The following is a 22928-nucleotide window of genomic DNA, read 5'->3' on the forward strand; positions in this document are numbered from 1 at the left end:
TCACCTTTTTACCCTTAAGTGTACTCTTAAATCCATTTTTGACGATACGGGTCTACTCTATAATACACAATATAGACTAACCGGAATGGTTAAGTGTGGCAAGCCAGGCCTACTACTCCCACCCTATAACTCAAGAAGAGGTGCATCCATGTTAAAAACACTCGGCAAAAGATGGCGCGAGAAATTCGAATTCGGAATCTTCACTCTCCCGGTTCTGATCTGTATCGCTGTAGCCTTCTATATTCCGTTCGCCATGACCATCCGCTATTCAATGACCAAGTGGAACGGGATCTCCAAGCACCCCAAGTTCGTCGGGCTGGATAATTTCAAGCAGATCTTCTCCGGCGATACCAACTTCTCGGATGCTGCCTGGTTCACGATTAAATACGCGGTGCTCTACATTATCATAGTCAACGTGCTGGCGATTCTGCTGGCCGTGCTGCTGGACATGAAGCTGAGAAGCACCTCCTGGCTGAGAGCGGCCTTCTTCATCCCTTATATCCTCAGCCTTGTGATTGTCGGCTTCATCTGGAAATTCATCTTCATGCAGGGCTTCAACTCGCTGGGTGAGAGCACCGGCTGGGCAATCTTCGATCTAAGCTGGCTCGGGACACCGGGACTGGCCTTCATCTCCATCCTGGGCGTATCCATCTGGCAGTCCATCGGGTTCTATCTGGTTATCTACATTGCCGGTCTGCAATCTGTGCCTGAGGATCTCAAGGAAGCCGCTACAGTAGACGGTGCCGGACCGCTGAGACGATTCTTCAGCATTACGCTGCCGCTGCTTGCCCCATCGATCACGATCTCTGTGTTCATGGCGCTCACCAATTCAATCAAGGTATTCGATGTCATCCTGTCGCTGACCGGCGGCGGTCCCGGCGGAACTACCTACAGTATTGCTTATGATATCTACAGGGATACGTTCCAGAACAATCTGTACGGCTACGGCACGGCGAAAGCGCTTATCCTGTTCCTGGCTGTGCTTGTCGTGACGATCATCCAGCTGACAGTCTTCAAACGGAGAGAGGTAGAGGCCTAATGAAAACAAACCACAACAAGGCGGGCAAGATCATACTGGAAATTGTCCTGGTCCTCTTGTCTCTGCTGTTCCTGTATCCACTGTTCCTGACAATCATTAACTCGTTAAAAAGCTTCGGCGAGGTCATGACCGATGTCATCGCCCTCCCGCAGAAGCTGACCTTCAGCAACTATGCCTATGTCTGGGAGTTCATCAACTATCCGCGGCTGTTCCTGAACAACTTCATCATTACGGGTGTCGGCCTGCTCGGTATCGTATTCATCTCCTCCATCGCCGCCTATAAGCTGGCCCGGACCAAGACCAGATGGAGCGGTGTCCTGTACTTCCTGTGCATTATGCCGATGCTGATCCCGTTCCAGTCGATCATGCTGACGGTCCTCCAGACCGCCAAGAACCTCAACCTGTCGGAGAGCACGTGGGGACTGGGTCTCCTGTATTGGGGCTTCGGCGCTCCGCTGGCGGTGTTCATCTATCACGGCTTCGTGAAGGGTATCCCGACAGAGATTGACGAGAGTGCGACGATTGACGGCGCTTCCGGCTTCCGCCTGTTCTTCAGCGTGATCTTCCCGCTGCTGAAATCGGTCACCACGACCATCGTCATCATCGATGTCATGTGGATCTGGAATGACTTCCTGCTCCCGCTGCTGATGGTCAACGGTTCACCGGAGACGAAGACGTTAACGCTGGCCGCTTACACCTTCGTGGGCCAGTATACCTCGGACTGGCAGTATGCCATGACCGCTATGGTAATGGCGGTGCTTCCATCGATCGTGGTCTTCATCTTCCTGCAGAAATACATTGTGAAGGGCGTTGTCGCGGGGGCGGTTAAGGGCTGATCCTGTTCTCACTATGCAAAGAGGCGTCCCCATAAGCCGTGTAACGGCTACATGGGACGCCTTTTCTTTTTGTCACGGGATATACTAATGAGCCTGCAGCCACTCATTCTTGATTTCCGGCGGCAGCTCAAGCCCCAGCTCATTTTTACAAGCCGCTTCAAACTGCTCATACCGTCTGTCGATATTCTCTAATGCGCCGCGTCCTCTATACATGCTAATCAGGAGGCGGTTCATTTCCTCCTCCAACGGATACAGCGACAAGTATTGCTCAAGACGTAATTCCGCTGCTGCTCCATTTCCAGCCGTAAGCTCAGCCGCCGCCAATTCCCGGACCATTGCTGTATATTGCTTGAAGAAGGCTTCCTCTAACGGGATCTTCCATAAGTAATTCTTACCCTCCAGCAGCGGCCCCTGATACAGCGAACAGAGCTCTTCGGCTTGCTCTGTGGTCAGTCTGCCCTCACTGTGAACCTGCTGCAGTTGATGATACTGCAGGAGATCATATTGTTTATTTGCCGTATCCAGCCTGTAACCGTCATTAAGCTTCTGTATGCTCATCGGAATTTTGTTCTCTTTCAGGACCTTTTTTAACAGGTACAGGGTATTATGCAGATTGGATAATCCCCGCTCTCCCTTCGCATCCTGCCACAACAAATCAATGAGCTTCCACTTGCTGATATACCGTCCAGGGTGGCAGAGAAGATAAGCGAATAATTCCTCGGTCCGGCGGGTTCGGAAGTGGACCGGGAGTCCCTCCGGATTAAGGACTTCAAATTCACCGAAGCAGCGGATGGAGAAGCTAGACTTGACGGTCTCTGCGGGAATGTGGGTTGTCCGGTGCTTGAACAGCCGCCCGGTGACCCGCTGAATCGCTTGCGGCGTGACAGGCTTGAGAATATAATCAAGTGCACTTACTTCGAATGCTTCAAGCGCATAATCCTTATAAGCCGTAGTGAACACTATCTCTGCCTGACCCAGCTGTTCATGGATGTGCACTGCAAGCTGCAGCCCGTTCATCCTCGGCATCTCCACATCAATGAACACGATATCCGGCTGCAGCTCCTGCAGATTCGCCAAGGCCTCTACCGGATTCGTAAAAGCTCCTACAATGCTGTAATTGCTATTTTGGCCAACCAGCACCTTCATTAAATCCAGGATTGGCCGTTCATCCTCAACAATCATCGCCCGAAACATGGAAGACCCCTCCTTCACGCAGAATCATATTTACTCCTACTCCTCAGAAGCCCCTTGCCCGGAGCCGCCGCCGCTGAGCGGCAGATAGATCGTTACCTTCGTACCGCTGTCTGCTTCAGAATGAATGCTTAAGCTGGCTCCCGGAATCATATCCAGACGCTTGCGGATATTCTGAATACCAATGCTTCCTTGCAGCTCTCCTTGACTATTCAATATATATAACAGATCAGCGGGAATGCCTACACCGTCATCTTCGACTATAATCCTCATGTAGCCGTCACCAGCCTGAATTCTTAAGGCAACCTTGCCTTGCCCCTCCTTCTCGAACAGTCCATGACGGATGGCATTCTCAATAAATGGCTGGATGCAGAGGGACGGGATATTCACTACCTTCAGGGAATCATCCACCTGGCTGCTATAGTCGAACCTCTCCCCGAAGCGGGCTTGTTCAATTTCAACATAGGCTTGAATCAGCTCCAGCTCCCGGTACAACGGAATGACAAGTGTGGAGCGGTCCATATCCAGAATAAAGCGCATATATTGGCTGAGCATGGTTAACAGATAAGCTGCCTTGACGCCATCGGTATAACAGAATGAGATAATACTGCTCATCGCATTATACAGGAAATGCGGTTTGATCTGGGCTTGATGGAACGCATGCTCATGCCGGATCGCTTCCTGGATCGACAATTTCATGGCCAGCAGGTTATGAATCCGGGCCATCAGCGTCTCGCTCTCAAAGGGCTTGGTCACAAAATCATTCGCCCCGGCCCGGAAGCCCAGCGCAATATCGGAAGGTGCATCCTTGACTGTGGCGAACAGAATCGGCAGATCAAGTATAGAATGACGGCTGCGCAGTGATTGGCATAATTCTATCCCCGATGTACCCGGCATCATGATATCCAGAATGACAAGATCCACTTGCTGATATTCCTGAAGTTTGGTCAATGCTTCCTTGGCGGAGAAGGCTACCAGCACATTATAATCATGACGACGGAGAATATTCAGCAGGGTATGGATGTTGGAGGCCTCATCGTCTACAATCAGAATGGTTTGCCCTTCCCGGTCCAGTACATCAAGCACCGTATAATCAACATCGGCATGCAGCGCGTAAGGTTCGGATACGGCAGCCTGCTGATATTCGGGAATAGGGTCTACTAGGGGCAGCGTAAATACCATGCGGGTTCCCTTGCCCTTCTCGGACCAATCCACCCGAATCACACCGCCCATACGCTCCACCAGCTTCCTGCTGATATACAGCCCTACCCCCATTCCGGTATATCCGTCCTGCGGCAGCAGCCTGTCCACCTGCTCAAAATATTCAAAGATCGCCGCATGGTTCTCTTCGGATATCCCTGTTCCGGTGTCCTCCACTTCAATGAAGACCTCACTCCCGGCTACTCTTGCTGTAATCTGAATCGATCCCTGACGGGTATGCTTAATCGCGTTATGAACCAGGTTATACATTACCTGCCGCAGTCTGCTCTCATCCGCGAGTACCCATGTATCGGCATCCACCTGGTTGAGCAGCTGCACCTCTTTGCCCGCCAGCTCGAACCGGAGAATATCATATACAATTTGGACAGCCACTCTTAGATCAACAGCGGTCTGGTGCAATCGCAGCTCTCCGTGCCTCAACCGGCTGACATCGATCAGATCCTGGATCAGCATCGACAACTTCGTGGACGTATCCTTAATCAGCCACAGATTCTGCTTCTGGCCTGCATGCAAATTCTCTTCCTGATTCTCCAGTAAAAAAGAGGTCATATTCATTATTCCATGAAGCGGTGTCTTGATCTCATGAGAGGTGTTCATCAGGAATTCATCCTTCAGCTGGTTCGCTGTCCATAGCTTACGGGATAGAATCTCTGTTTTGGCATACGCATTCGAGAACCTTACGGCCAGCAGGATATTAATGAGCACAATAAATGCAATAACTCCACATCTTCCTGTAAAATTGCTCTGCACAATATTCTCGGAATAAAGGCCGTCATTCATCAGATAGATCATCAGCGCAGTGGCTCCGCCAATGAACAGCATCAGCTCCGCACGGTCTGCCACCTGACTCTGCCTGCGGATATACAAATAGACCATTCTAGCTACAATGCCGAGCATAACGATCCAGAGATAGAATATAAAGAAATATTTCACTCGAATATGCACCGCATATGGCAAAAGCACAACCATAACAAGATAGGCCATAAACGGGGTAAGAATCAGCTTCAGCCTGCGCAGCGACATCAGGTGCGACTCTACGGTACAAAAGAACACAATAATCAGTATCGCGTTAAGAAAATGGCTGACATCCAGCAGCTTATACGAAAAATCAAAGGGGACCGACGGCAGGAGACGCTGAAACATCTTTTCCCCGTACAAGGAGTTCTGCAAGGCCAGAAACAATAAGAAAAATCCGCTAAGCAAATACTCCTTCTCATGGCGGCCAATAAAATAGAAGCTGAGGTGATAGGCACCGAACATGGCCAAGATCAAAATGATTCCGATATCCGCACCGATCTGTATCATGTTGCGCCGGGTGATGTCCTCTTGTGCTCCAAGCGTGAGGGAGTTCACAATTCCTCCGGTGACAAAATTATAGTTAGAGACTTGGATCACAATCTCGAGCCTGCGGGCATCCGGATGAAAAAATATCGAATACGGTGTGTTTCCGGGTTGAAACGCGCCTTTGTCCGTGGAAGGAAGCCCGCTGGCCCCCTCCTCTTGTCCACCAATAAACAGACGGTGGGCCATGCGGATGCTTCTTATTTTCAAGCCGAGTATTTCATCGGTATCCTTCAATAATACCTGTAAACGGTAGGTGCCTGAACCCCTGCTGCTCATCCCGCCAGCGGGATTCTTGCCGCGCCAGGTACCGGGAACCTTCAAATAGGCAGGCGGAGAATCATACCGGCCTTGCCGGAAATCCTCAGGGCTCAGCAGCTTATCCTGGTAAAACTCCCACTCACCATCCAAATTCACGACTCCCTGCTGCTCAAGATTCCATGAGGACAGATCCAGTACTCCCTTCTCCACGCTTACCTCATTTTGAGGAGGCCGTGTCAGTAAGAAGATTATGAAGATCAAAGAAAAGATAATACAGAAGAATATGCCGATTCCCGCAAGTCTGCGGATATTTACCTTTCTCACAAACAGCCTCCAGTTCAAATCATCGATGTTCTCATTCTAACTTAATGCACTTATAAAAATCTCACAAAATACTTAAACAGAAAAAAGCACCATCCAGCGGAGCTTCCTGGACAGTGCTTCCTTCTTGCATTATCTTGTTAGTCCGATCCGGTACACCTTTGTTGCGGTCACACTATGGAACACGGCAACGGCTTCGCCCTCGAATACCTTCTCCACAGCCATGGCGGCGTCGTCGGCCAGCTTAACAGCACCTGTCCGGCGAGGTGTCGTTTCCAGAACGATCTCGCCCCGGCGCAGTACCTCCCGGAACCGCGACAGGCCGATCTCCCACGGCAGGCCGTTATAGAAATGGTCGTGGAACAGCTGCCCGGCAGCGAAGGCATAGCCCACATTGCCTGTATAATCAATGCTCAGCAGGACTTCTTCCGAACCCTCCAGGACTTCTTCGGGCAACTGGAGGACAACCTTGTGATCCTGAATCCGGCGCATCGTAACGGCGACTTCCTTCTGCGGTACCTGTACCTCATAAGCCTGGAACCAGCCATCCTGTCGTCCGCTGACCGTTGCATCCGCCTGTGCGGTATTCCACTGCGTTGCCGTCTCTGCTCCGCCCGTGTATTCACGGAATGTGAATGCATGATGCCCCTGGCTGATGAATTCAATTCCGCCCGGGGTCTGAACCGGAGGAGCCGGTGAGAAGATGATGCGGCTGCAGCCGTTCTCCTCAAGCTCCCACAGGGTCGCAGCTTCACGTGCACTCATGGCATAGATACGGACTTCTCTGGCTCCGTCCCGCCGGATCACAATCATAGAAGATTGGTGATGCGGAATCAGCACATTATAGCCGCCATTCTCTGCTACGTCTCCGGTCTCCGCGCTCACCTCCAGAATACCGGTATCTGCGTCAATCTGGAATTCAGCGTCGATGCCCTCCGGCATAGAGAAGAAGTAGGTGGCTGCTTCCTCCGTTTCAATAGCCGTAACAGGCTGGGCCGTGGCAGCCTTGAGATTAAGACCATCCAGCGCGAAGTTGAACGGCAGCAGGAAGGAAGCCTTGGGCTGAACCGTCAGCTTGCTCCGCTGCGGGAAGCTTAGCGTCTCCTCTCCCAGTTCTACCGCAAACACAACCTCCTCGTGCGTATCCATCTCCACATGGTCCTGATAATTATTGACGAACAGGAAGCCGGACTTACCGTCCGTGCGGACTGCATAACGCAGCGTGTGCGCATCCTCCGGCGTAACTGCTTCTGCCCCTTCAGGAAGCACAGTTGCCATCGGTGCAAGCCGGTCTGCGAACCGGCGCAGGAAATAATGAAGCGGACGAAGCAGGTGATTCGACTCACGGATCTGGCCGAATTCCCCGATTGGCGCCTGGAAGTCATAAGTCAGCTTCGGCGTAGTGCTCTCATTCAGGTATCCCGTTCTTCCCACCGGATTGGTTCCGCCATGGAACATATAATACCCGATGAAGTTGCAGCCTCCGGCAAGCTTCATTAAGGTCATGGCGATGACACTTTCCGGCTCAACCTGGAACCGGGACAGATACCAGGTCTGCATCCCGCCGCCCATCTCACAGCAAGCGAACGGGTATTTCGTCCGCGCATACGGCGGATTGAATTCGCCGCCCGGCGCCTTGTCATCATGGAAATTCACGAATACATATTCCGGCGTCGGCTTCTGAACCTGATTCGGGTCACTGATGCTCCACGGAGTATAGGCATACCCTCCGTAGAGCGGAAGCACCTCATCCTCCAGGAACGGCGCCTCGCCCCAGCCGGTGCTGGTATAGATCGGAGCGATCAGACCGGAATCCACCGCATACTGCTTAAGCAGACGCATATGCTCAGATCCCGCTTCACCGCTCGCTCCGCCGCTGAGATATTCGTCACCCTGCTTGGCGGTCTCTTCCCAGAGAGCGGCCGCAGCATTCAGCTCATTCTCCAGCTGAATCCCGATCACCGGGCCGCCATCCTTGAACATCTGTCCATCGGCCTGATTGCCGATCTCCTTGAACAGGCGGTTCACATACTTCAGGTAGCCCTCGTCATTGGAGCGCACATCGAATTCCCGGCCGAACAGCCAGTCCGGCAGTCCGCCGTTACGGACCTCGCCATGACAAAACGGACCCACACGCAGGATGACGTATAGGCCATTATCCCGGCACAGCTCCACGAATCTCCGGAGATTGCGGTTGCCTGCCCATTCGAACGCTCCTTCCACCTCTTCATGATGATTCCAGAAGATATAGGTCGCCACCACATTGATGCCGGACAGCTTCATCTTGGCGATTTCACTCCCCCAATCCGCTTCGGGATACCGTGAATAATGGAATTCCCCGCAGATGGCGAAATAAGGCTTGCCGCTGCGCTCCATATAATAATTCGTGAACCGGATCTCATCCCCTTGAGGATTGCTCCCGCCCAGCTTCAGTGTGGACGGGTAGATTTTTTTGGGAGACACCCCAGCCTGTATCGTATATCTCATGAGAATTGCTCCTTTGCCATATTGTATGATCCTTGTACAACCTATACATTCTTATATTTTCATAAAAACTGCCCCAAAGCTATTGCTTTGGAGCAGCCCGTAAGCTTATTCTGTTATTTCTGCGCTGCGAGGAACGCATCGATCTGTGTCTGCATTTCAGTCTGCACCTTATCCAGACCTGCTGATTTCAGCTGCTTGATCAGGTCTGCCTGGCCTTTCGCCAGATCTTCGATCAAGCCATATTCAAGCGGAATCGCATAACGCAGCATCACGTTGCCGATATTAGCTACTTCGTTCTTCACTGGCGTAGTGTCGAAGACGAAGGTTTCCAGCGGGAAGTGATAGATGCTGGACTGCCAAGTGTTGAACATATCGTCCGCTTCCTTAGGATACGCTGCATCCTGACGGTTCAGCGGGGAGTTCCAGCCCCAGTTCGAGAAGCCTGTGTAGTTAGCGGCAGCAGGACCGGCGGTGAACTTCTTGTCGCCTTCCGGGTTGTAGTTGCTTCCGGCGATACCGTACATAGTCAAGTCGTGAATTTCCTTGTCATTCTGCAGTAAATCCAGCAGCATCAGTGCGCGCTCAGGATTCTTAGAGGTTGCATGCACGGACATCCCGTTCTGCGTTGAGATCGCAGCAATTTTCTTTTTGTCCGGGGTAAGGTCAGCAATGCCCAGCTCTACATCCGGTTTGTCACGGCGCATTTCAGCCAGGTTAGCAGCTACAGTACCCAGATTGTGCGCATAAGAGGATACTTTGCCTGCTTTCACATCCTGCCATACATCGTTTTTGTTGCTGACTACGTTCTTGGACCACGCGCCGTTATCGGCCAGGTCTTTGTAATATTTAAGCAGGGAAGTGAATTCCGGTGTGTCATAGATGTTGAAGACTTTACCGGTTGCATCATCCAGCTTGTACGCCAGCGGCAGCAGGCTGGCATCTACCAGGTTGAAGTTGTTGTTCTGCTCCAGCAGCGTCTGATCCAGCTCATGGAATTTCCAGCCGTCCGCCGGCTTGGCTCCATAAGCAGTAATGCCCTTTTCGTCCTTGGCAATCGTCTTCAGGTAAGTCGCGTACGATTCAGGACTGTTGATTTCCGGCAGGTTATGCTTTTTGCGCAGATCCTCACGGTACAGCACCACTTTGTCCGTTACTTCAACATTGTTGTTAGGAACCATATAGAGCTTGCCGTCCACCTTGGCTTGCTGCCAGTTCACTTTCGGCATCGCTTCCCAGGTCTGTGGCATGTATTTGGTCAGCATATCATCCGTTAGCTCCAGGAATCCGCCTTTCAGCGCCTGGTCGTTATAGAAGGCCCAGTTCGCTGTATATACGAGATCGAAGTCTTCATTCGCTGCGAATTTCAGCGGGTATTTCTGGGTCCAGTCAGACCAGTCGAGGAATTCGGTTTCTACGGTAGCATTGATTTTTTCCTTGAGCTTGGTGTTCAGCTCTCCGAAGACCTTGTCATAATCCCCGGGCTGTGGCCCGAGCAGAATCATTTTGAGCTTCACTTCTTTGGAGGTGTCCACAGCGCCGGAATTCGTTCCCTCGGATGCTGCCGGAGCCTTCGTAGCCTCCGCTCCTGTATTACCATTATTATTGCCGCCGCAGGCACTGAGGACCGTTCCAAGCGCCATCATCGTTGCAAGCGTAACTGTCAGTTTCTTTTTCTTGTTCATCATGACCTGTATTTCCCCCTTAAATAATAGTTGCTTTGAGTCTTATATTGATAACCAGGTTGCCCTGTAATCATCCTTTGACTGCGCCAATCGTAAGTCCTGTTACAAAATACTTCTGGATGAACGGATACGCCAGCAGGATCGGTCCTGTAGCCACAATCGTCATGGCCATCTTCAGACTTTCGGTTGGCAGGTCTGTGTTGACCACCGCACCGGAAGCCATCATCGCCTTACGCATTCCATCCATGTTGCCTAACATTTTGTAGAGATAATACTGCAGCGGCATCAGCTCCGACTTGGAGATGAAGAGCAATGCGTTATACCAGTCATTCCAGTAGGCCAAGGCAATGAAGAGGCCAATGGTCGCCAGCGCCGGCTTGGACAACGGCACGATCAGCTGCATGAAGATCCGGAAATCGCCGGCTCCGTCAATTTTGGCGGATTCTGTAATCGCATCCGGGATGCTGCTCATGAAGGACTTCATGACAATAATATAGAAGACGTTCATCATCATCGGCAGAATCAGTACCAGAAGCGTATCCTTCAGATGCAGATAGTTGATAATCATCAGATACCATGGAACCAGACCGCCGCTGAACAATGTAGTGAAGAAGAAGAAGAAGGAGAAGCGGCTGCGCCATTTGAAATCTCTCCGGGACAGCACGTAGGCTGTCATTGACGTAAGGAACAATCCGACGATAGTACCGATGGCCGTAACGGAGATCGTCACGCCATACGCTCTGAGCATCTCAGCCGGATACTTGAACAGCAGGCTGTACGCCTCTGTCGAGAAGGCGGTCGGGAAGATTTGGAACCCTTTCTCGATAATCGCGCTCTCTTCACTCAGAGAGGAAGAGATGACCAGAATGAACGGGAAGATACAGAATATAGCCAGTACCGTTAGGGTTACGTATCCGATGATGGATAGCACCATCTTGTCCCGGTTAGCAGGCTTTCTGCGTACTTCCGGTGATTGAATATTTGCAGTGGTTGAACTCATTGGGCATTACCTCCTTGTCCTAGAATAGAGCGCGATCCTTGTCGTATCGGCGTACTGCATAGTTGGCCAGCATGATGGTTGCGAAGCCGAGCAGGGATTGGTAGAAGCCGGCTGCCGCAGACATCCCGATTTCATTGGATGTGGTCAGCGAGCGGAAGACGAAGGTGTCGATTACGTCTGTGGATGAGAACAGCAGGCCGTTGTTGCCGACCATATTGTAGAACATCCCGAAGTCTCCGCGGAAGATATTACCGATCGCCAGCAGCACCAGAATGATGACAGTCGGCATCAGGTTCGGAATCGTAATTTTCATAATCCGCTGGAAAATATTCGCGCCGTCAATTTCGGCGGCTTCGTACATCTCGGTGTCTATGCTGGTGATGGCGGCCAGATACATGATCGTTCCGTAGCCCAGTGTCTTCCAGGCGGAGACAATGACCAGGATAAACGGCCAGTAGGCTGCCGTATTATAGATATCCACCGGCTGCATACCGAGTCCCTTCAGCAATACGTTAACGGTACCTACATCGAAGTTGAACAGGTTGTACGCAATGGCTCCAACTACAACCCAGGAGATGAAATAAGGCAGGAACAATACCGTTTGGGTCAGCTTGCGGAACCATTTGCCCGCTACCTCGAACAGCAGGATCGCTGCGAAGATCTGAAGCCCGTTGTTCACAACGATGAATGCGATGTTATATAACGCTGTATTTCGGGTTACGCGCCAGGCGTCACCGGAATCAATGAAGAATTTGAAGTTATCCAGCCCGTTCCACGGACTGCCGAATACCCCGCCAGTATAATCAAATTGCTTGAATGCCAGCACTATGCCCGACATGGGCAGATAAGCAAATAGCAGAAAGAACAATACTGCCGGTGTCAGCATAAGAAGCAAGGATCTGTATTTCTTGACGTCATCCCAGAATCCGTGTTGTTTCTGTTTCATCTTGAATCCCCTTTCCCATTCCCATTTCTCTATAGCCTTATTATAAATAAGCGTCCTTCCGGTGTGGATTAGGGCTATCAACTAAAAGTAATACTTTTTCAACGATCCGTTTAAATATATACTTTCCAAAAAAACAAAAAACGTTGCCTCTGATTTGGAAATCAGGACTGGCAACGTTTGGTAATCATCAGCTTAGATTTTCTGCTTCTTTCGGTATTCCCCCGGCGTCATGCCGGTGATCTGCTTGAACTGCCGGTTGAAATAGATAATATTCTTATAGCCCATCCGTTCGGCTATCTCATAGATCTTAAGCGTCGGATCACTGAGCAGCTCGAACACTCTGCCTGTCTTGCGTTCGTTAACATACTCGCTGAAGGGAACCCCATACTCTTCCTTGAACAGGAAGCCCAGATAATTCGGGGTGAAGTCGAAGTGGGCGGCTACCTCCTTCAGCGTGATTTTCTTCTCCAGATTCTCCTCCACATAATTCATAATCTCGTCGATCAGCTTGCGCTTCTGCCGCTGCCGCTTCACATACAGCAGCTCCGACAGCTCGAAGAATCTCCGTCTCATCCACGACAAGATATCGTGAATCGTCTCGAACTGGAACAGGATGTCCGGCTGATGAGACTCCCACTGGAGCAGCTCATACAGATTCTCATTCTGCTGCTGCAGGTCCGCATGCAGCTTGGAGGTGATCCGGATAATCAGCTCATAGACATCCTTCTTGCCCGCATTCGTGAACAGCTCCAGCAGATGATCGTCAATCGCCACCAGATCGTACTGGATGATAGCCTCCAGCAGCTGCACAACGGTCTGTTCAATCCTTGCCCCCGGCGTCCCGCGCGGGGAGGACTCCAGATTATCGCGGATCAGCCGGTTCTTGCCCAGCAGCCACTTCGCACTGAGTGCAGCCGTTGCCTGCTGATAGGATTCATGCAGCCCCGCCTCATCCTGGGCGTAACGCCCGACCCCGATGGTTAAGGTGCAGGGTGAGCTCCCGGCCATCTGCTTAATCAGCTCGTCCAGCAGACTGAGAAAGCTGTCCGGCGGAAGGCTGCACAGAATGACGAACCGGTGATGATGGACGGGGATCAGTGTTCCCAGCTGGGCGCTCTCTACGAACGCTCTGATCAGTCCGGCCATCTGCCGCGTCTTGACCCGCGCATCCTCCTCGGACAGGTCGCGCATTTTCCATTCCAGATCATCAATCTCAATAATCGCTGCAGCCGCCCCCTTCATGAGCAGCGGATTCAGGGCACTGCGCAGATGCTGCTCCGCCGGCTCAGGCGATGCATCCTCGAACCAGCGCAGAATCAGCTCCTTGTTCACCAGGGACAGCGCCTCGGTAAATGAACGGTTCTTCTCCCGTTCCTGCTCCAGAGCGGCAGACAGGGATTCGAGCATGTCGTAGAGATCCTTGTCTTCCACAGGCTTCAATAAATAACCGGAGGCATTGATCTCAATCGCTTCCTTGGCATAGCTGAAATCCTCATGGCCGCTGATGAAGACAATTTTGACCTTCGGATGGATGACCTTCGCCCGGCGCGCGAATTCCGTCCCCGTCATAATGGGCATCCGTATATCGGACAGGATGATATCCACCCGCTCCTGCTCCATAATCTTAAGCGCATTGAAGCCGCTGTTCGCCGTTCCTACCACTGCAAGATCCAGCGGGCTGGCCAGTACTCTGCGCCGCAGCCATTCCAGATCAATCGCTTCATCGTCAACCAGCAATACATTGATACTCATCGCAATCTTGTCCTCCTGTATGTGTAACTGACCCTAAGTCTTACAGCTCCTCATCACCCTGAAGCCCGGCAGGGAGCAGCAGCCGCACAGTTGTTCCGCCTCCGTAGAAGCTGGCAATCGTCACTCCGTACGCATCGCCGTACCTGAGCTTAATCCGCTCATCCACATTTTTCACACCGTACCCGCCTGACTGGCTAGGCCCCTGCATCATACGCTTGACTACCTCGGGGCGCATGCCGATCCCGTTATCGATTACCTTAAGTTCAATATTGTCCCCTACCCGCTTGCCGGTCAGCCGGATGGCAATGGTCTCACCGAACCAGGCGTGCTTGAATATATTCTCCACAAAAGGCTGAAGCAGCAGCTTAATCACCTGCATATGCAGAATCTCCTCGTCCACATCCACGTGCAGCGTGAAGGCATCCGCATATTTGACCCGCTGGATCTCCAAGTAAGTAGCCACCTGGTCCAGCTCCTTCTCCAGCTCAATATAGACATTGCCTTGATTGAGGGTCAGCCGGTAGAACCGGGACAGCCCCTGAACCATCTCCGTGACTTTGCCGATCTCCCCGAGATTAGCAAGGCTACTGATCGTAGAGAGCGTATTATAGAGAAAATGCGGATTAATCTGTGCCTGCAGGGCTTCCAGCTCCGCCTGCTTCTTCTGGATTCCCTGCACATACACGCTGTTGATCAGCCCCTGGATGTTGGAGGCCATATCATTGAAGGAATCTGCGATCTGCACGAATTCATCATTACCGGAGAAGCGGATGCGCTTCTGGAAGTTCCCGTCCTGGAAGGAGCGTACCAGGCCTACGATCCGGCTCATTTTGCGTCCCGATATCCGTGCTACCACATACCCGATCAGGGTCATAACCAGGAAGCTCAGACTGCAGACTGCGATAATCACACGGCGCAGGCGTCCGGCATCCTGAGTGAGATATTTATGCGGAACCATCGCTTCAATTATGAAGTTACTGCCCGGAATCTGCTCCTGCAGCCTGAGGAAGCTCCCCTCCCCGCTGCTATTATTGGCAGGACCCCGCTGGAACAGAACGTCCCCGGTCGTCTCCTCCACCAGCCGCAGCGTAATCCCTTCCTCCAGCGGGAAGGTATCGAAGCCGCCGAACAGGTCCTCCAGCGATACCGTAATCCGCACATAACCGATCAGCGACTTGTAATCACTGAAGTTGACGAGTCTGCGTACATGCGAGAGGTTGCCCAGCTTCTGGTCCGTATCTATCTGCAGCCACAGATTATCACGCTTGGAATCCTTCAGCGAGCGATACCATGGACTGCCTGTAATATCGTCCAGCGGCAGAATGTAGTAATCGCTGGTAATAATCGGATCATCCAGATTATCCCCGGACACAATGTTCAGATCTGGGTTCGGAGTGTAGAGCATGAAGCGGATCTTGTTCCCGAACAGCTGCAGCGGCGCGGTAATCTGGGGGATAATCTCGTCAAGCATCGTCAGATAGATCTCAAACGGCGTCCCCTTCAGCTCAAGCGCACGCTGGAACGGCTGGCTGCCGAACAGGTTGTCCGACATCCGCTGTATTTCATCCATCTGATAGCGGATATTGTTCCTCGACTGCTCCATACCTGTGCGGATGTTGGACTCGGCCATCTCTGTCCTGGAATCGGTCAGCATGGAATAGGAGATATAGCCGATGAACACATCCGTGAGGAGAACCAGCAGCAGATAAGGAATCATCATTTTATAGGTGAAAGGCATGTACTTCTTAAGCTTGGGCATCATTCACTGACATCCTCTGCATGGAATTCGTTACAGCTATTCTATAGAACTAATATTCATATTGTAGAGCAGATTTACTCCGCGCTGTTAGCACAATGCTAAGAATGAATAGCACAAAATGAAGAATACCGGGAAAACGCAAAACAGCCCGGGGAGGATTAGGAAGCGGCTCCCCGGGCTATAAGAGATGGATCATACAGATTCATGGATAAGAACTGTTACGCCGGCTTATTTCACAGCTTCTCACTGACTGCCCCGTTCGCTGCAATCTTCGCATTGAAGGAGAGCTGGTTCAGCTTCTTGATGGTTTCTTTATTGTAGGCATCCCCCATGAAATTCGGCTGGCCGCCAATGATTTTGACCGGTGTAATGCTGCTGGTTACCCCTGACGGGTTAATGGTGAAATTAACCAGCATGGAATGCAGGGTCTTGTCTCCGCCCCGTGTAGAACGGTTGAACACAAAGTTGCCCAGTGAATAATAGATCGGCTTATGCTTGTAATATTCAATACCCATCAGACAATGACTGTGCGCGCCCAGGATGATATCTGCCCCGCTGTCGATCATCTGCTTGGCCAGCTTCCGCGCATACGCTTCCGGGTAATCCTTGAATTCCTGATTCCAGTGAATATAGACAACCGTATAGTCATTATCCTTGGCAGACTTCTTAATCGCACTCAGCAGCGGCTCTGCCGTATAGGCTGAGGCTGCTCCCGGGCTGTTCTTGCCTGCATACCAGGAAGGGTCAGACAGCACGCGGCTTGTACCCAGAACGGCGATCCGCTTGCCCTTGACGGTCTTGACATACGGTTTGAAGGCTTCATCCATATTGGCACCCGCACCGGTGTGTCCAATATTGTTCTTATCCAGATGAATCAGCGTATCCAGCATCGCTGTCCGGCCGTAATCCAGAATATGGTTATTGGCTACAGTGACACCGTCGATCCCCGCTTTGCTCAATCCCGCAAGTGCCGCCGGCTTGGAGCGGAAGGCGAACGTCTTGCTGGCCGCACTCCCGCGCACGGAGACCGGAGTCTCCAAATTGGCAAAAGCAAGATCTGCCTTCTGCAGCACCGGCGCTACCTTGGCGAACGGGAAATCAACACCATATTTGGCAATCTGGTCGCCGACAAAGCCGTCCAGCAGAATATCCCCGGCAAACGTAAGGCGGATCTCCTCCTGCGGAGCAGCCCCCTGGGCACTTATACCCGCGGCAGGGACCAGCAGAAGCAGAATCATGAATATAACAGCATATCTGCGCAAAGTTCTCTAGCTCCTTTTTCTAAGTAATATAATAATGACTGTGACTAGGAAATATAGAACACAACGCAGGATGCACTCGCGCTTGCCTGCTGGTAGAACTCCCGGATGGCCTGGAAATACGTATAGATATAATCAAAGAATTCATCCGCCTCATCATCATCCATCAACGGATAGATTCCTTCCTCCATCATCTGCCGGAAAGGGTAGTGTTCCCGGAGCCAGGCTTCTTCTATTCCTTCCAGCGCCTCTGCGGTTAGCTTCACCTCATCCGGTTCCAGGGCGAACACCTCGGCATCGGAAAAGTGCCCGATATAATGACTGGTCAGAGGAACAGCAGCACCCAGAGGCGAATGATTGCCTTCCTGTCCGCCATTCAGTATATAATGCAGAGCTTGCCAGGACTTATCGATATCCAGCTTGGGTCCAATTTCGTGCAGGCTAACTTCTTCCGTCCGGATCGACTGAAGCATTTCAGCATGTACAGCCAGATAATTGCCGATCATCCCCATGAGATTGTCTCCTTCTTTCTTCTGCCCTTGAAGCTATTCTACTACAATGGAAGGAAACAACCAAATGGTGGATGAACTTTGCTAGATTTGCGCTTTTTTAAGCACTGCCCGGAAGCAGCTCAAGCCGCCCCACTGATCTGTACGCACGGCATCTGCCGGAAGATTGAAATCCGTCTCGCCCCAATACTGGAAGCCGGCCTGCAGCAGAATCTCATTCATCCGCGGCAGGTTGACGGCCGGATGATCAAAGGTCAGCACCAGCAGTCCTTCTCCATTAAGCGTTCTATGAAACTCACGGACCGCTAGTACCGCTTCCTGCACAGACAGATGCTCCAGCACCGAGATACAAAAAACCGTATCAAAGCTCTCATCATCATAAGGCAGTGAGGTCAGATCAGCCTGGGCCAGATGCAGCCTGCTCACAGGTCCGGCCTCCACCTGGCGGGCTGCAGCTGCTCCGATATCCTCGGCAATATTCTGCATAATCGCTTCATGCGACAGAATCCGGGCATCCTTATCACAGGCATAGACCTCAGCGCTATGCTCGGCAAGATAGAATTTGAGCGGATGAGAGATCCCGCAGGCGGCATCCAGCACGACATCATGCGGTGATATGAAATGGGTACACCATTCATATTCATATGGGCGGCTCCACCAGGCTTCCGGCAAATCATAAATCAGCTTGTCACGGCGTGCATCGGTATTCACAAAAAAACGGGAGACGTAAGGATGTGTCGGCATGACCAGGACTCCTTTACTCGTGGGGATTTCGGTAGTCAGAGTATATTCACGAATCCGGGTTTCATGCTATACCTGGGTTATAACCTGACACTGCTTATACACAAACAGGCACCATCCTCTATGGACAGCACCTGTTCCGGTATGAAGAAATATTCTGATAGATACTATTAGTTCTCTTTACACGTAATAGCTAAGCAGCTTCGCATCAACGCCGTGCCTGGCGATCAATCCGTCCAGCATTTTGGACCAATCCTGGTCAACTGTGCACAATTCAGGATGGGCTTCGAACCAGGCCACCGACCGCTTCACGCCTTCCGCGAATGGCAGGGTAGCCTGGAAGTCAGGCACCAGACGCTTGATTTTGCTGTTGTCGAACACACTGCTGACCGCCTGATCCCCAATCAGCCCGTCCGCCGTTCCCGCCGGAGTATTCGCAGCGATGAAATCCGTAGACATGTGTACAACCTTCGGCTCACGGCCGGCTGACTCCCCGATGGCCGCATAGATCTGATTCCAGTTCAGTACCTCATCCGAGGTAATATGAACCGCTTCTCCAATCGCCTCCTGAAGTCCCAGCAATCCAACGAAGGCTTTGGCAAAATCCGTATTATGCGTCAATGTCCATAGAGAGGTACCATCGCCATGGATGACGAGCGGCTGGCCCTTGCGGATGCGTTCCACCAGAGACCATGGATGGCTCCAGCTGGTCAGCGCCGCCGGAATAGCTGTATCTCCGTAAGTATGGGATGGACGGACAATCGTCACCGGGAAGCCGGTGCTCTGATACGCTTCCAGAAGCAGCTGCTCGGAGGCAATCTTATCCCGGGAATACTGCCAATAAGGGTTCACCAGCGGAGTCTCTTCGGTAATCAGATAACTACGCTGGGGCTTCTGGTAAGCGGAAGCAGAGCTGATATAGATATACTGCTGCGTCTTGCCTGTAAACAGATCAATATCTGTCTGCACATGCTCCGGCGTAAAGGCAATCCAGTCCACAACAACATCGAAGTCATGCCCCTTCAGCGCCTCGGCTGCCTTCTCTTTGTCACGGATATCGCCCTGAATCACCTGAGCGCCCTGAGGCACGAAGCCGCTGCGCTCTCCACGGTTGAACAGATACAGTTCTATTCCCCGTTCCACTGCCAGCCGGGAAACCGCCTGACTGATAAGTCCCGTACCTCCGATAAATAGAACCTTCATCTGTATCCTCCCTCTCTCTTAACCGATAATTTCTTCAATTCGGGCCAGTATATCCTCATTCAGCTCAATGCCGGAAGCCTTTACATTCTCCTCCACCTGCTCCGGGCGGCTCGCGCCGACCAGGGCACTGGATACATTCGGCTGGCGCAGAATCCAGGCCAGTGCCAGATTGCCTACAGAGATATCCAGTTCAGCGGCAACCTTGCCCAGCTCCTGAACCTTCGTAAGCTTCTCCTCCGTAATTCCTTTGCGCATCCAGTCGAGCCGGGCAGCCCGGCTGTCTGCCGGAATCTCGGAGACTGAGCTGTATTTGCCGGTCAGCAGGCCTTGAGCGAGCGGAGAGAACACGACTTGTCCGATTCCCTTGCGCTGCCCAAGCGGGATAATCTCCTTCTCGATATAACGTTCGAACATATTATAGACCGGCTGATTGACCACGATATGATCCAGCAGATACCGGTCGGCAACCGCAAGAGCTTCGGTCATCTGTGCCGCTGTCCATTCACTGACCCCCACATAGAGCACTTTGCCCTGACGGACCAGATCATCCAGCGCCCGCAGCGTCTCCTCGATCGGGGTCTCCGGATCATACCGGTGACAATAGAGCAGATCCACGTATTCAGCGCCCAGCCGCTTCAGGCTGGCATGGCATTGCTCGGTAATATGCTTCCGGGACAGACCGCGGTCATTGGGACCGTCGCCCATAACCCCGAACACCTTGGTCGCCAGCACGTAGGATTCGCGCGGATAGCTGCTCAGTGTAGCTCCCAGCACCTTTTCCGCCGCCCCCTTCTCATAGACATTCGCGGTATCAAAAAAATTAATGCCCAGGGAGTAAGCGGTTTCAATGGCCTTAACGGCATTGTCCTGCTCCACATATCCTCCGTAGGTCAACCAGCTTCCCAGGCTAATCTCACTGACCTTAAGTCCGGTCCCACCTAATCTGCGGTATTTCATTAATCCTCTGCTCCTCTCTGAATCCGGCAGTTCCCACCAACCGGTTGCTATATGCACCTATTCATTCTAGAACAATTTGGTAGAAATAGAAAGCGGAGCGGACGGCGGGACCATCTGGTTACGCTCCATGAGTGCCCACAATTGCCCGGATAGCTCTGTTGCTGAATAAGGCGTTGCACGCGTAACCAGCTGTTCGATCATGCCGGTCATTGCCACAGCCAGAAATTGCACCAGGATTCCCTTGTCCATCATCTTGTTAATGCCGCCCATATCCATCTGTTTGTCGAATCCCCGTATCAGTACCGCCTGCAGACGATTTCGGAACGCGGGAACCCCTTGGTTAGCCAGCGCCGCTGCATAGAACGAAGCATGCTCATCGAGGTAACGGAACGTATAGTGCAGAGCCGCCTCAGTAGGAAACAGCGCCTGTTCGCCGCACGGCAGACAGCTGTCAATCAGCTTGACAAAATGTGTCCTGATGCACTGGTCCAGCAGATCGTATTTGTCGGTATAATGCGAATAAACGGTGCCCCGGCTTACATTGGCCCGCTCGGCTATTTCGTTTATCGTAATTTGTTCGAAGTTCTTCTCTGCAATCAGCTGGATAAAGGCTTCAATAATAGCCTCCTGCGATTTACGTATCCTTCTATCCATAGATAACCCCTTCTTCGCCCCGTTCGCCTTGAATTGAACACTTCAACAGATTCTGTACAATACTGAACACATTCCGAAATTCTAGCAATTGATGCAGCTATACCACACTGGTAGGATCATTATAGTGAACGTCTACCCTTAAATCAACAGAGGTTCAAAATACACGGATCGGAGGATTCAGCTATGCATGCAATTGCTATTCAGCATTATGGTAATCCCGAAGTATTCACAGAAGAGGTACTCCCTACTCCCGCTATCACCGAGACTCAGGTGCTCATTGAAATGTACGCCACAACTGTCAGTTCCGCTGACCAACTGGTGCGCTCAGGCGCATTCGAGGAGTTGATGCAGCTGCAGTTCCCCCATGTGCTGGGAGTAGAAGTAGCCGGAATAGTGAGGGCGATTGGGAAAAATGTGTCACGGCTGAAGGTGGGCGACCGCGTCATGGGGCTCTCCAGGTCCGGCGGCGGTTACGCAGACTTCTTAGCTCTGGAAGAGAACTCAGCGGTTGTTATTCCGCCTGAGCTTTCCTTTCAGGAAGCTGCCGCCCTGCCCGCCTCTGCCTTGTCTGCCTGGCAGTCCTTATTCCAGTACGGCAAGCTGCATTCCGGCCAGCGGATTCTTATTCACGCTGGCGCTGGAGGGGTAGGACATCTTGCAGTGCAAATGGCCAAGCGGCACGGCGCCTATGTCCTGGCCACAGCACGGGAGTATAATCATGAATTTGTGCGGCAGCTTGGAGCAGATGAGGTTATTGACTACACGAACACTGATTTCGCAGAAGCAACCGGAACAGTAGATATTGTACTGGATATGGTGAGAGAGACTTCCATTGATGCGGACACTGGAATAGGAGCAACCGAACAGAAGAACCTTCAGATTCTGCAGGACAACGGCAGGCTAATCTCCCTGGTAGACCCGATGATCACCAACCACCCCAAGGTTCGCGGAATCGAAGCCCAGTTTGCCTATATCGAGCCGAACCCAAAGGATCTGGCTTCCATTATCCAGCAAGTCCGCGAGCATAAGCTTAAGGTGCATGTGGAGGAGATTTTCCCGTTTACAATGCAGGGGATAGTAGGTGCGCATAATCATTATGAGACCCGGAAGGTTCGGGGGAAATTAGTGATTCTGAGACAGGGATAGAACATTATACAGAAACAGACTATTATGTCGCACTTGGAGTACAGATAGATTCCAGGTGAATATTCAGCACCCGGATCACACGTTGTTTATTCATCCTGTCAGGCTCCAGCATGGCATGAAGGGCCAGGCCGTCAATCAGAGCATACAGCCGTTCAGCTTCATCCCCCTTATCCAGCCCCTGCTTAAAGAGTGCGTGCTGATCCAGGTAGTCAATAATCTGCACAATCAGCGGATAGATCGCATCATTAAGCTCAACAGGCTTCTCCCCGCCAGTCTTGAGATGGAAGGTAAATGCGAACCATACCTCCATCTCAGCCATGCTGCTGTCGTCCGTAGGGAGCAGCTCCAGCAGCACCTTCATAATCTGCTCCCGCGGAGGAAGCTCCGACTGCATAATGTCCACAATCCTCGCTGTTACGCGCTCCTTTACCAGATTCATAGCAAACTCCAGCAATTCATGCTGAGTGGAGAAATAATGGCGCAGCGCGCCCAAAGAAACACCCGCCTCGGCAGCAATATTACGCACCGTAGCCCCTTTGATTCCCTGCCGGATAATGACCCGCCAGGTGGCTTCGGCAATATTCGATTTTCGTTCGGAATGATCTACAATTTTTGGCATGCCC

General features: G+C 51.9%; 18 protein-coding genes. 3 read left to right on the plus strand and 15 right to left on the minus strand.

What is annotated here, in order from left to right; all coding sequences use genetic code 11:
* Positions 1 to 148 precede the first annotated feature (148 nt).
* Together J2Z70_RS11035 and J2Z70_RS11040 are read left to right on the plus strand one after the other, a co-directional pair.
* Positions 149 to 1039, plus strand: coding sequence for a carbohydrate ABC transporter permease (locus tag J2Z70_RS11035; RefSeq protein ID WP_036721513.1), 891 nt, complete (start codon positions 149 to 151; stop codon positions 1037 to 1039).
* Positions 1039 to 1875: a carbohydrate ABC transporter permease gene (locus J2Z70_RS11040; protein WP_036721510.1), complete on the plus strand. Its 837-nt coding sequence runs from the start codon at positions 1039 to 1041 to the stop codon at positions 1873 to 1875. The genes J2Z70_RS11035 and J2Z70_RS11040 overlap by 1 nt, the downstream gene beginning before the upstream one ends.
* Positions 1876 to 1959: 84 nt before the next feature.
* On the opposite strand, the gene J2Z70_RS11045 is transcribed toward J2Z70_RS11040, so the two are convergent.
* The 14 genes from J2Z70_RS11045 to J2Z70_RS11110 form a co-directional block, all read right to left on the minus strand.
* On the minus strand, positions 1960 to 3069 hold the full coding sequence (locus J2Z70_RS11045; RefSeq protein ID WP_209872650.1) for a response regulator: 1110 nt from the start codon (positions 3067 to 3069) through the stop codon (positions 1960 to 1962).
* A gap of 36 nt (positions 3070 to 3105) precedes the next feature.
* Positions 3106 to 6099, minus strand: coding sequence for an ATP-binding protein (locus J2Z70_RS11050; protein WP_342593008.1), 2994 nt, complete (start codon positions 6097 to 6099; stop codon positions 3106 to 3108).
* A gap of 243 nt (positions 6100 to 6342) precedes the next feature.
* On the minus strand, positions 6343 to 8697 hold the full coding sequence (locus J2Z70_RS11055; protein ID WP_209872653.1) for a beta-galactosidase: 2355 nt from the start codon (positions 8695 to 8697) through the stop codon (positions 6343 to 6345).
* Positions 8698 to 8810: 113 nt separating this feature from the next.
* Positions 8811 to 10379 carry a DUF3502 domain-containing protein gene (locus J2Z70_RS11060; protein ID WP_425355109.1) on the minus strand — a complete coding sequence of 523 codons (1569 nt, stop codon included), beginning with the start codon at positions 10377 to 10379 and terminating at the stop codon, positions 8811 to 8813.
* Between the two features lie 70 nt (positions 10380 to 10449).
* On the minus strand, positions 10450 to 11313 hold the full coding sequence (locus J2Z70_RS11065; protein WP_425355110.1) for a carbohydrate ABC transporter permease: 864 nt from the start codon (positions 11311 to 11313) through the stop codon (positions 10450 to 10452).
* A gap of 85 nt (positions 11314 to 11398) precedes the next feature.
* A complete protein-coding gene (locus J2Z70_RS11070; RefSeq protein WP_036721498.1) occupies positions 11399 to 12325 on the minus strand; it encodes an ABC transporter permease in 927 nt (308 codons plus the stop codon).
* Between the two features lie 192 nt (positions 12326 to 12517).
* Positions 12518 to 14077, minus strand: a complete 1560-nt coding sequence (locus J2Z70_RS11075; protein WP_209872659.1) for a response regulator — start codon at positions 14075 to 14077, stop codon at positions 12518 to 12520.
* A gap of 40 nt (positions 14078 to 14117) precedes the next feature.
* Positions 14118 to 15839 carry a sensor histidine kinase gene (locus tag J2Z70_RS11080; protein ID WP_209872662.1) on the minus strand — a complete coding sequence of 574 codons (1722 nt, stop codon included), beginning with the start codon at positions 15837 to 15839 and terminating at the stop codon, positions 14118 to 14120.
* A 230-nt stretch (positions 15840 to 16069) separates the two neighbouring features.
* Entirely contained in the window at positions 16070 to 17074 is a 1005-nt protein-coding gene (locus J2Z70_RS11085; RefSeq protein WP_209872664.1) for a CapA family protein, read from the minus strand.
* Positions 17075 to 17142: 68 nt separating this feature from the next.
* Positions 17143 to 17607 carry a YfbM family protein gene (locus J2Z70_RS11090; RefSeq protein WP_209872667.1) on the minus strand — a complete coding sequence of 155 codons (465 nt, stop codon included), beginning with the start codon at positions 17605 to 17607 and terminating at the stop codon, positions 17143 to 17145.
* Between the two features lie 81 nt (positions 17608 to 17688).
* A complete protein-coding gene (locus J2Z70_RS11095) occupies positions 17689 to 18348 on the minus strand; it encodes a class I SAM-dependent methyltransferase (protein ID WP_209872670.1) in 660 nt (219 codons plus the stop codon).
* A gap of 177 nt (positions 18349 to 18525) precedes the next feature.
* A complete protein-coding gene (locus J2Z70_RS11100) occupies positions 18526 to 19548 on the minus strand; it encodes an SDR family oxidoreductase (protein WP_209872673.1) in 1023 nt (340 codons plus the stop codon).
* 18 nt (positions 19549 to 19566) lie between these two features.
* Positions 19567 to 20505 (minus strand): aldo/keto reductase family protein, encoded by a 939-nt coding sequence (locus J2Z70_RS11105; RefSeq protein ID WP_209872675.1) that lies wholly within the window; start codon positions 20503 to 20505, stop codon positions 19567 to 19569.
* Between the two features lie 66 nt (positions 20506 to 20571).
* On the minus strand, positions 20572 to 21159 hold the full coding sequence (locus J2Z70_RS11110; RefSeq protein WP_209872679.1) for a TetR/AcrR family transcriptional regulator: 588 nt from the start codon (positions 21157 to 21159) through the stop codon (positions 20572 to 20574).
* Positions 21160 to 21342: 183 nt separating this feature from the next.
* Between J2Z70_RS11110 and J2Z70_RS11115 the strand changes: the two genes are divergently transcribed.
* Entirely contained in the window at positions 21343 to 22305 is a 963-nt protein-coding gene (locus tag J2Z70_RS11115) for an NADP-dependent oxidoreductase (protein WP_209872682.1), read from the plus strand.
* Between the two features lie 22 nt (positions 22306 to 22327).
* Here the strand turns inward: J2Z70_RS11115 and J2Z70_RS11120 are convergent, their stop codons facing one another.
* Positions 22328 to 22924, minus strand: coding sequence for a TetR/AcrR family transcriptional regulator (locus J2Z70_RS11120; RefSeq protein WP_209872686.1), 597 nt, complete (start codon positions 22922 to 22924; stop codon positions 22328 to 22330).
* Positions 22925 to 22928: the final 4 nt, after the last annotated feature.

Origin of the sequence: Paenibacillus silagei (assembly GCF_017874735.1) — a bacterium.
GTDB lineage: Bacteria > Bacillota > Bacilli > Paenibacillales > Paenibacillaceae > Paenibacillus_AQ > Paenibacillus_AQ silagei.

Coding starts and splice junctions, on each gene's coding strand:
- J2Z70_RS11040 (WP_036721510.1), top strand. CDS start 1,039: ATGAAAACAAACCACAACAAGGCGGGCAAGATCATACTGGAAATTGTC.
- J2Z70_RS11060 (WP_425355109.1), bottom strand. CDS start 10,379: ATGAACAAGAAAAAGAAACTGACAGTTACGCTTGCAACGATGATGGCG.
- J2Z70_RS11055 (WP_209872653.1), bottom strand. CDS start 8,697: ATGAGATATACGATACAGGCTGGGGTGTCTCCCAAAAAAATCTACCCG.
- J2Z70_RS11065 (WP_425355110.1), bottom strand. CDS start 11,313: ATGGTGCTATCCATCATCGGATACGTAACCCTAACGGTACTGGCTATA.
- J2Z70_RS11095 (WP_209872670.1), bottom strand. CDS start 18,348: ATGCCGACACATCCTTACGTCTCCCGTTTTTTTGTGAATACCGATGCA.
- J2Z70_RS11110 (WP_209872679.1), bottom strand. CDS start 21,159: ATGGATAGAAGGATACGTAAATCGCAGGAGGCTATTATTGAAGCCTTT.
- J2Z70_RS11085 (WP_209872664.1), bottom strand. CDS start 17,074: ATGATTCTGCTTCTGCTGGTCCCTGCCGCGGGTATAAGTGCCCAGGGG.
- J2Z70_RS11080 (WP_209872662.1), bottom strand. CDS start 15,839: ATGATGCCCAAGCTTAAGAAGTACATGCCTTTCACCTATAAAATGATG.
- J2Z70_RS11100 (WP_209872673.1), bottom strand. CDS start 19,548: ATGAAGGTTCTATTTATCGGAGGTACGGGACTTATCAGTCAGGCGGTT.
- J2Z70_RS11090 (WP_209872667.1), bottom strand. CDS start 17,607: ATGGGGATGATCGGCAATTATCTGGCTGTACATGCTGAAATGCTTCAG.
- J2Z70_RS11075 (WP_209872659.1), bottom strand. CDS start 14,077: ATGAGTATCAATGTATTGCTGGTTGACGATGAAGCGATTGATCTGGAA.
- J2Z70_RS11115 (WP_209872682.1), top strand. CDS start 21,343: ATGCATGCAATTGCTATTCAGCATTATGGTAATCCCGAAGTATTCACA.
- J2Z70_RS11045 (WP_209872650.1), bottom strand. CDS start 3,069: ATGTTTCGGGCGATGATTGTTGAGGATGAACGGCCAATCCTGGATTTA.
- J2Z70_RS11105 (WP_209872675.1), bottom strand. CDS start 20,505: ATGAAATACCGCAGATTAGGTGGGACCGGACTTAAGGTCAGTGAGATT.
- J2Z70_RS11120 (WP_209872686.1), bottom strand. CDS start 22,924: ATGCCAAAAATTGTAGATCATTCCGAACGAAAATCGAATATTGCCGAA.
- J2Z70_RS11070 (WP_036721498.1), bottom strand. CDS start 12,325: ATGAAACAGAAACAACACGGATTCTGGGATGACGTCAAGAAATACAGA.
- J2Z70_RS11035 (WP_036721513.1), top strand. CDS start 149: ATGTTAAAAACACTCGGCAAAAGATGGCGCGAGAAATTCGAATTCGGA.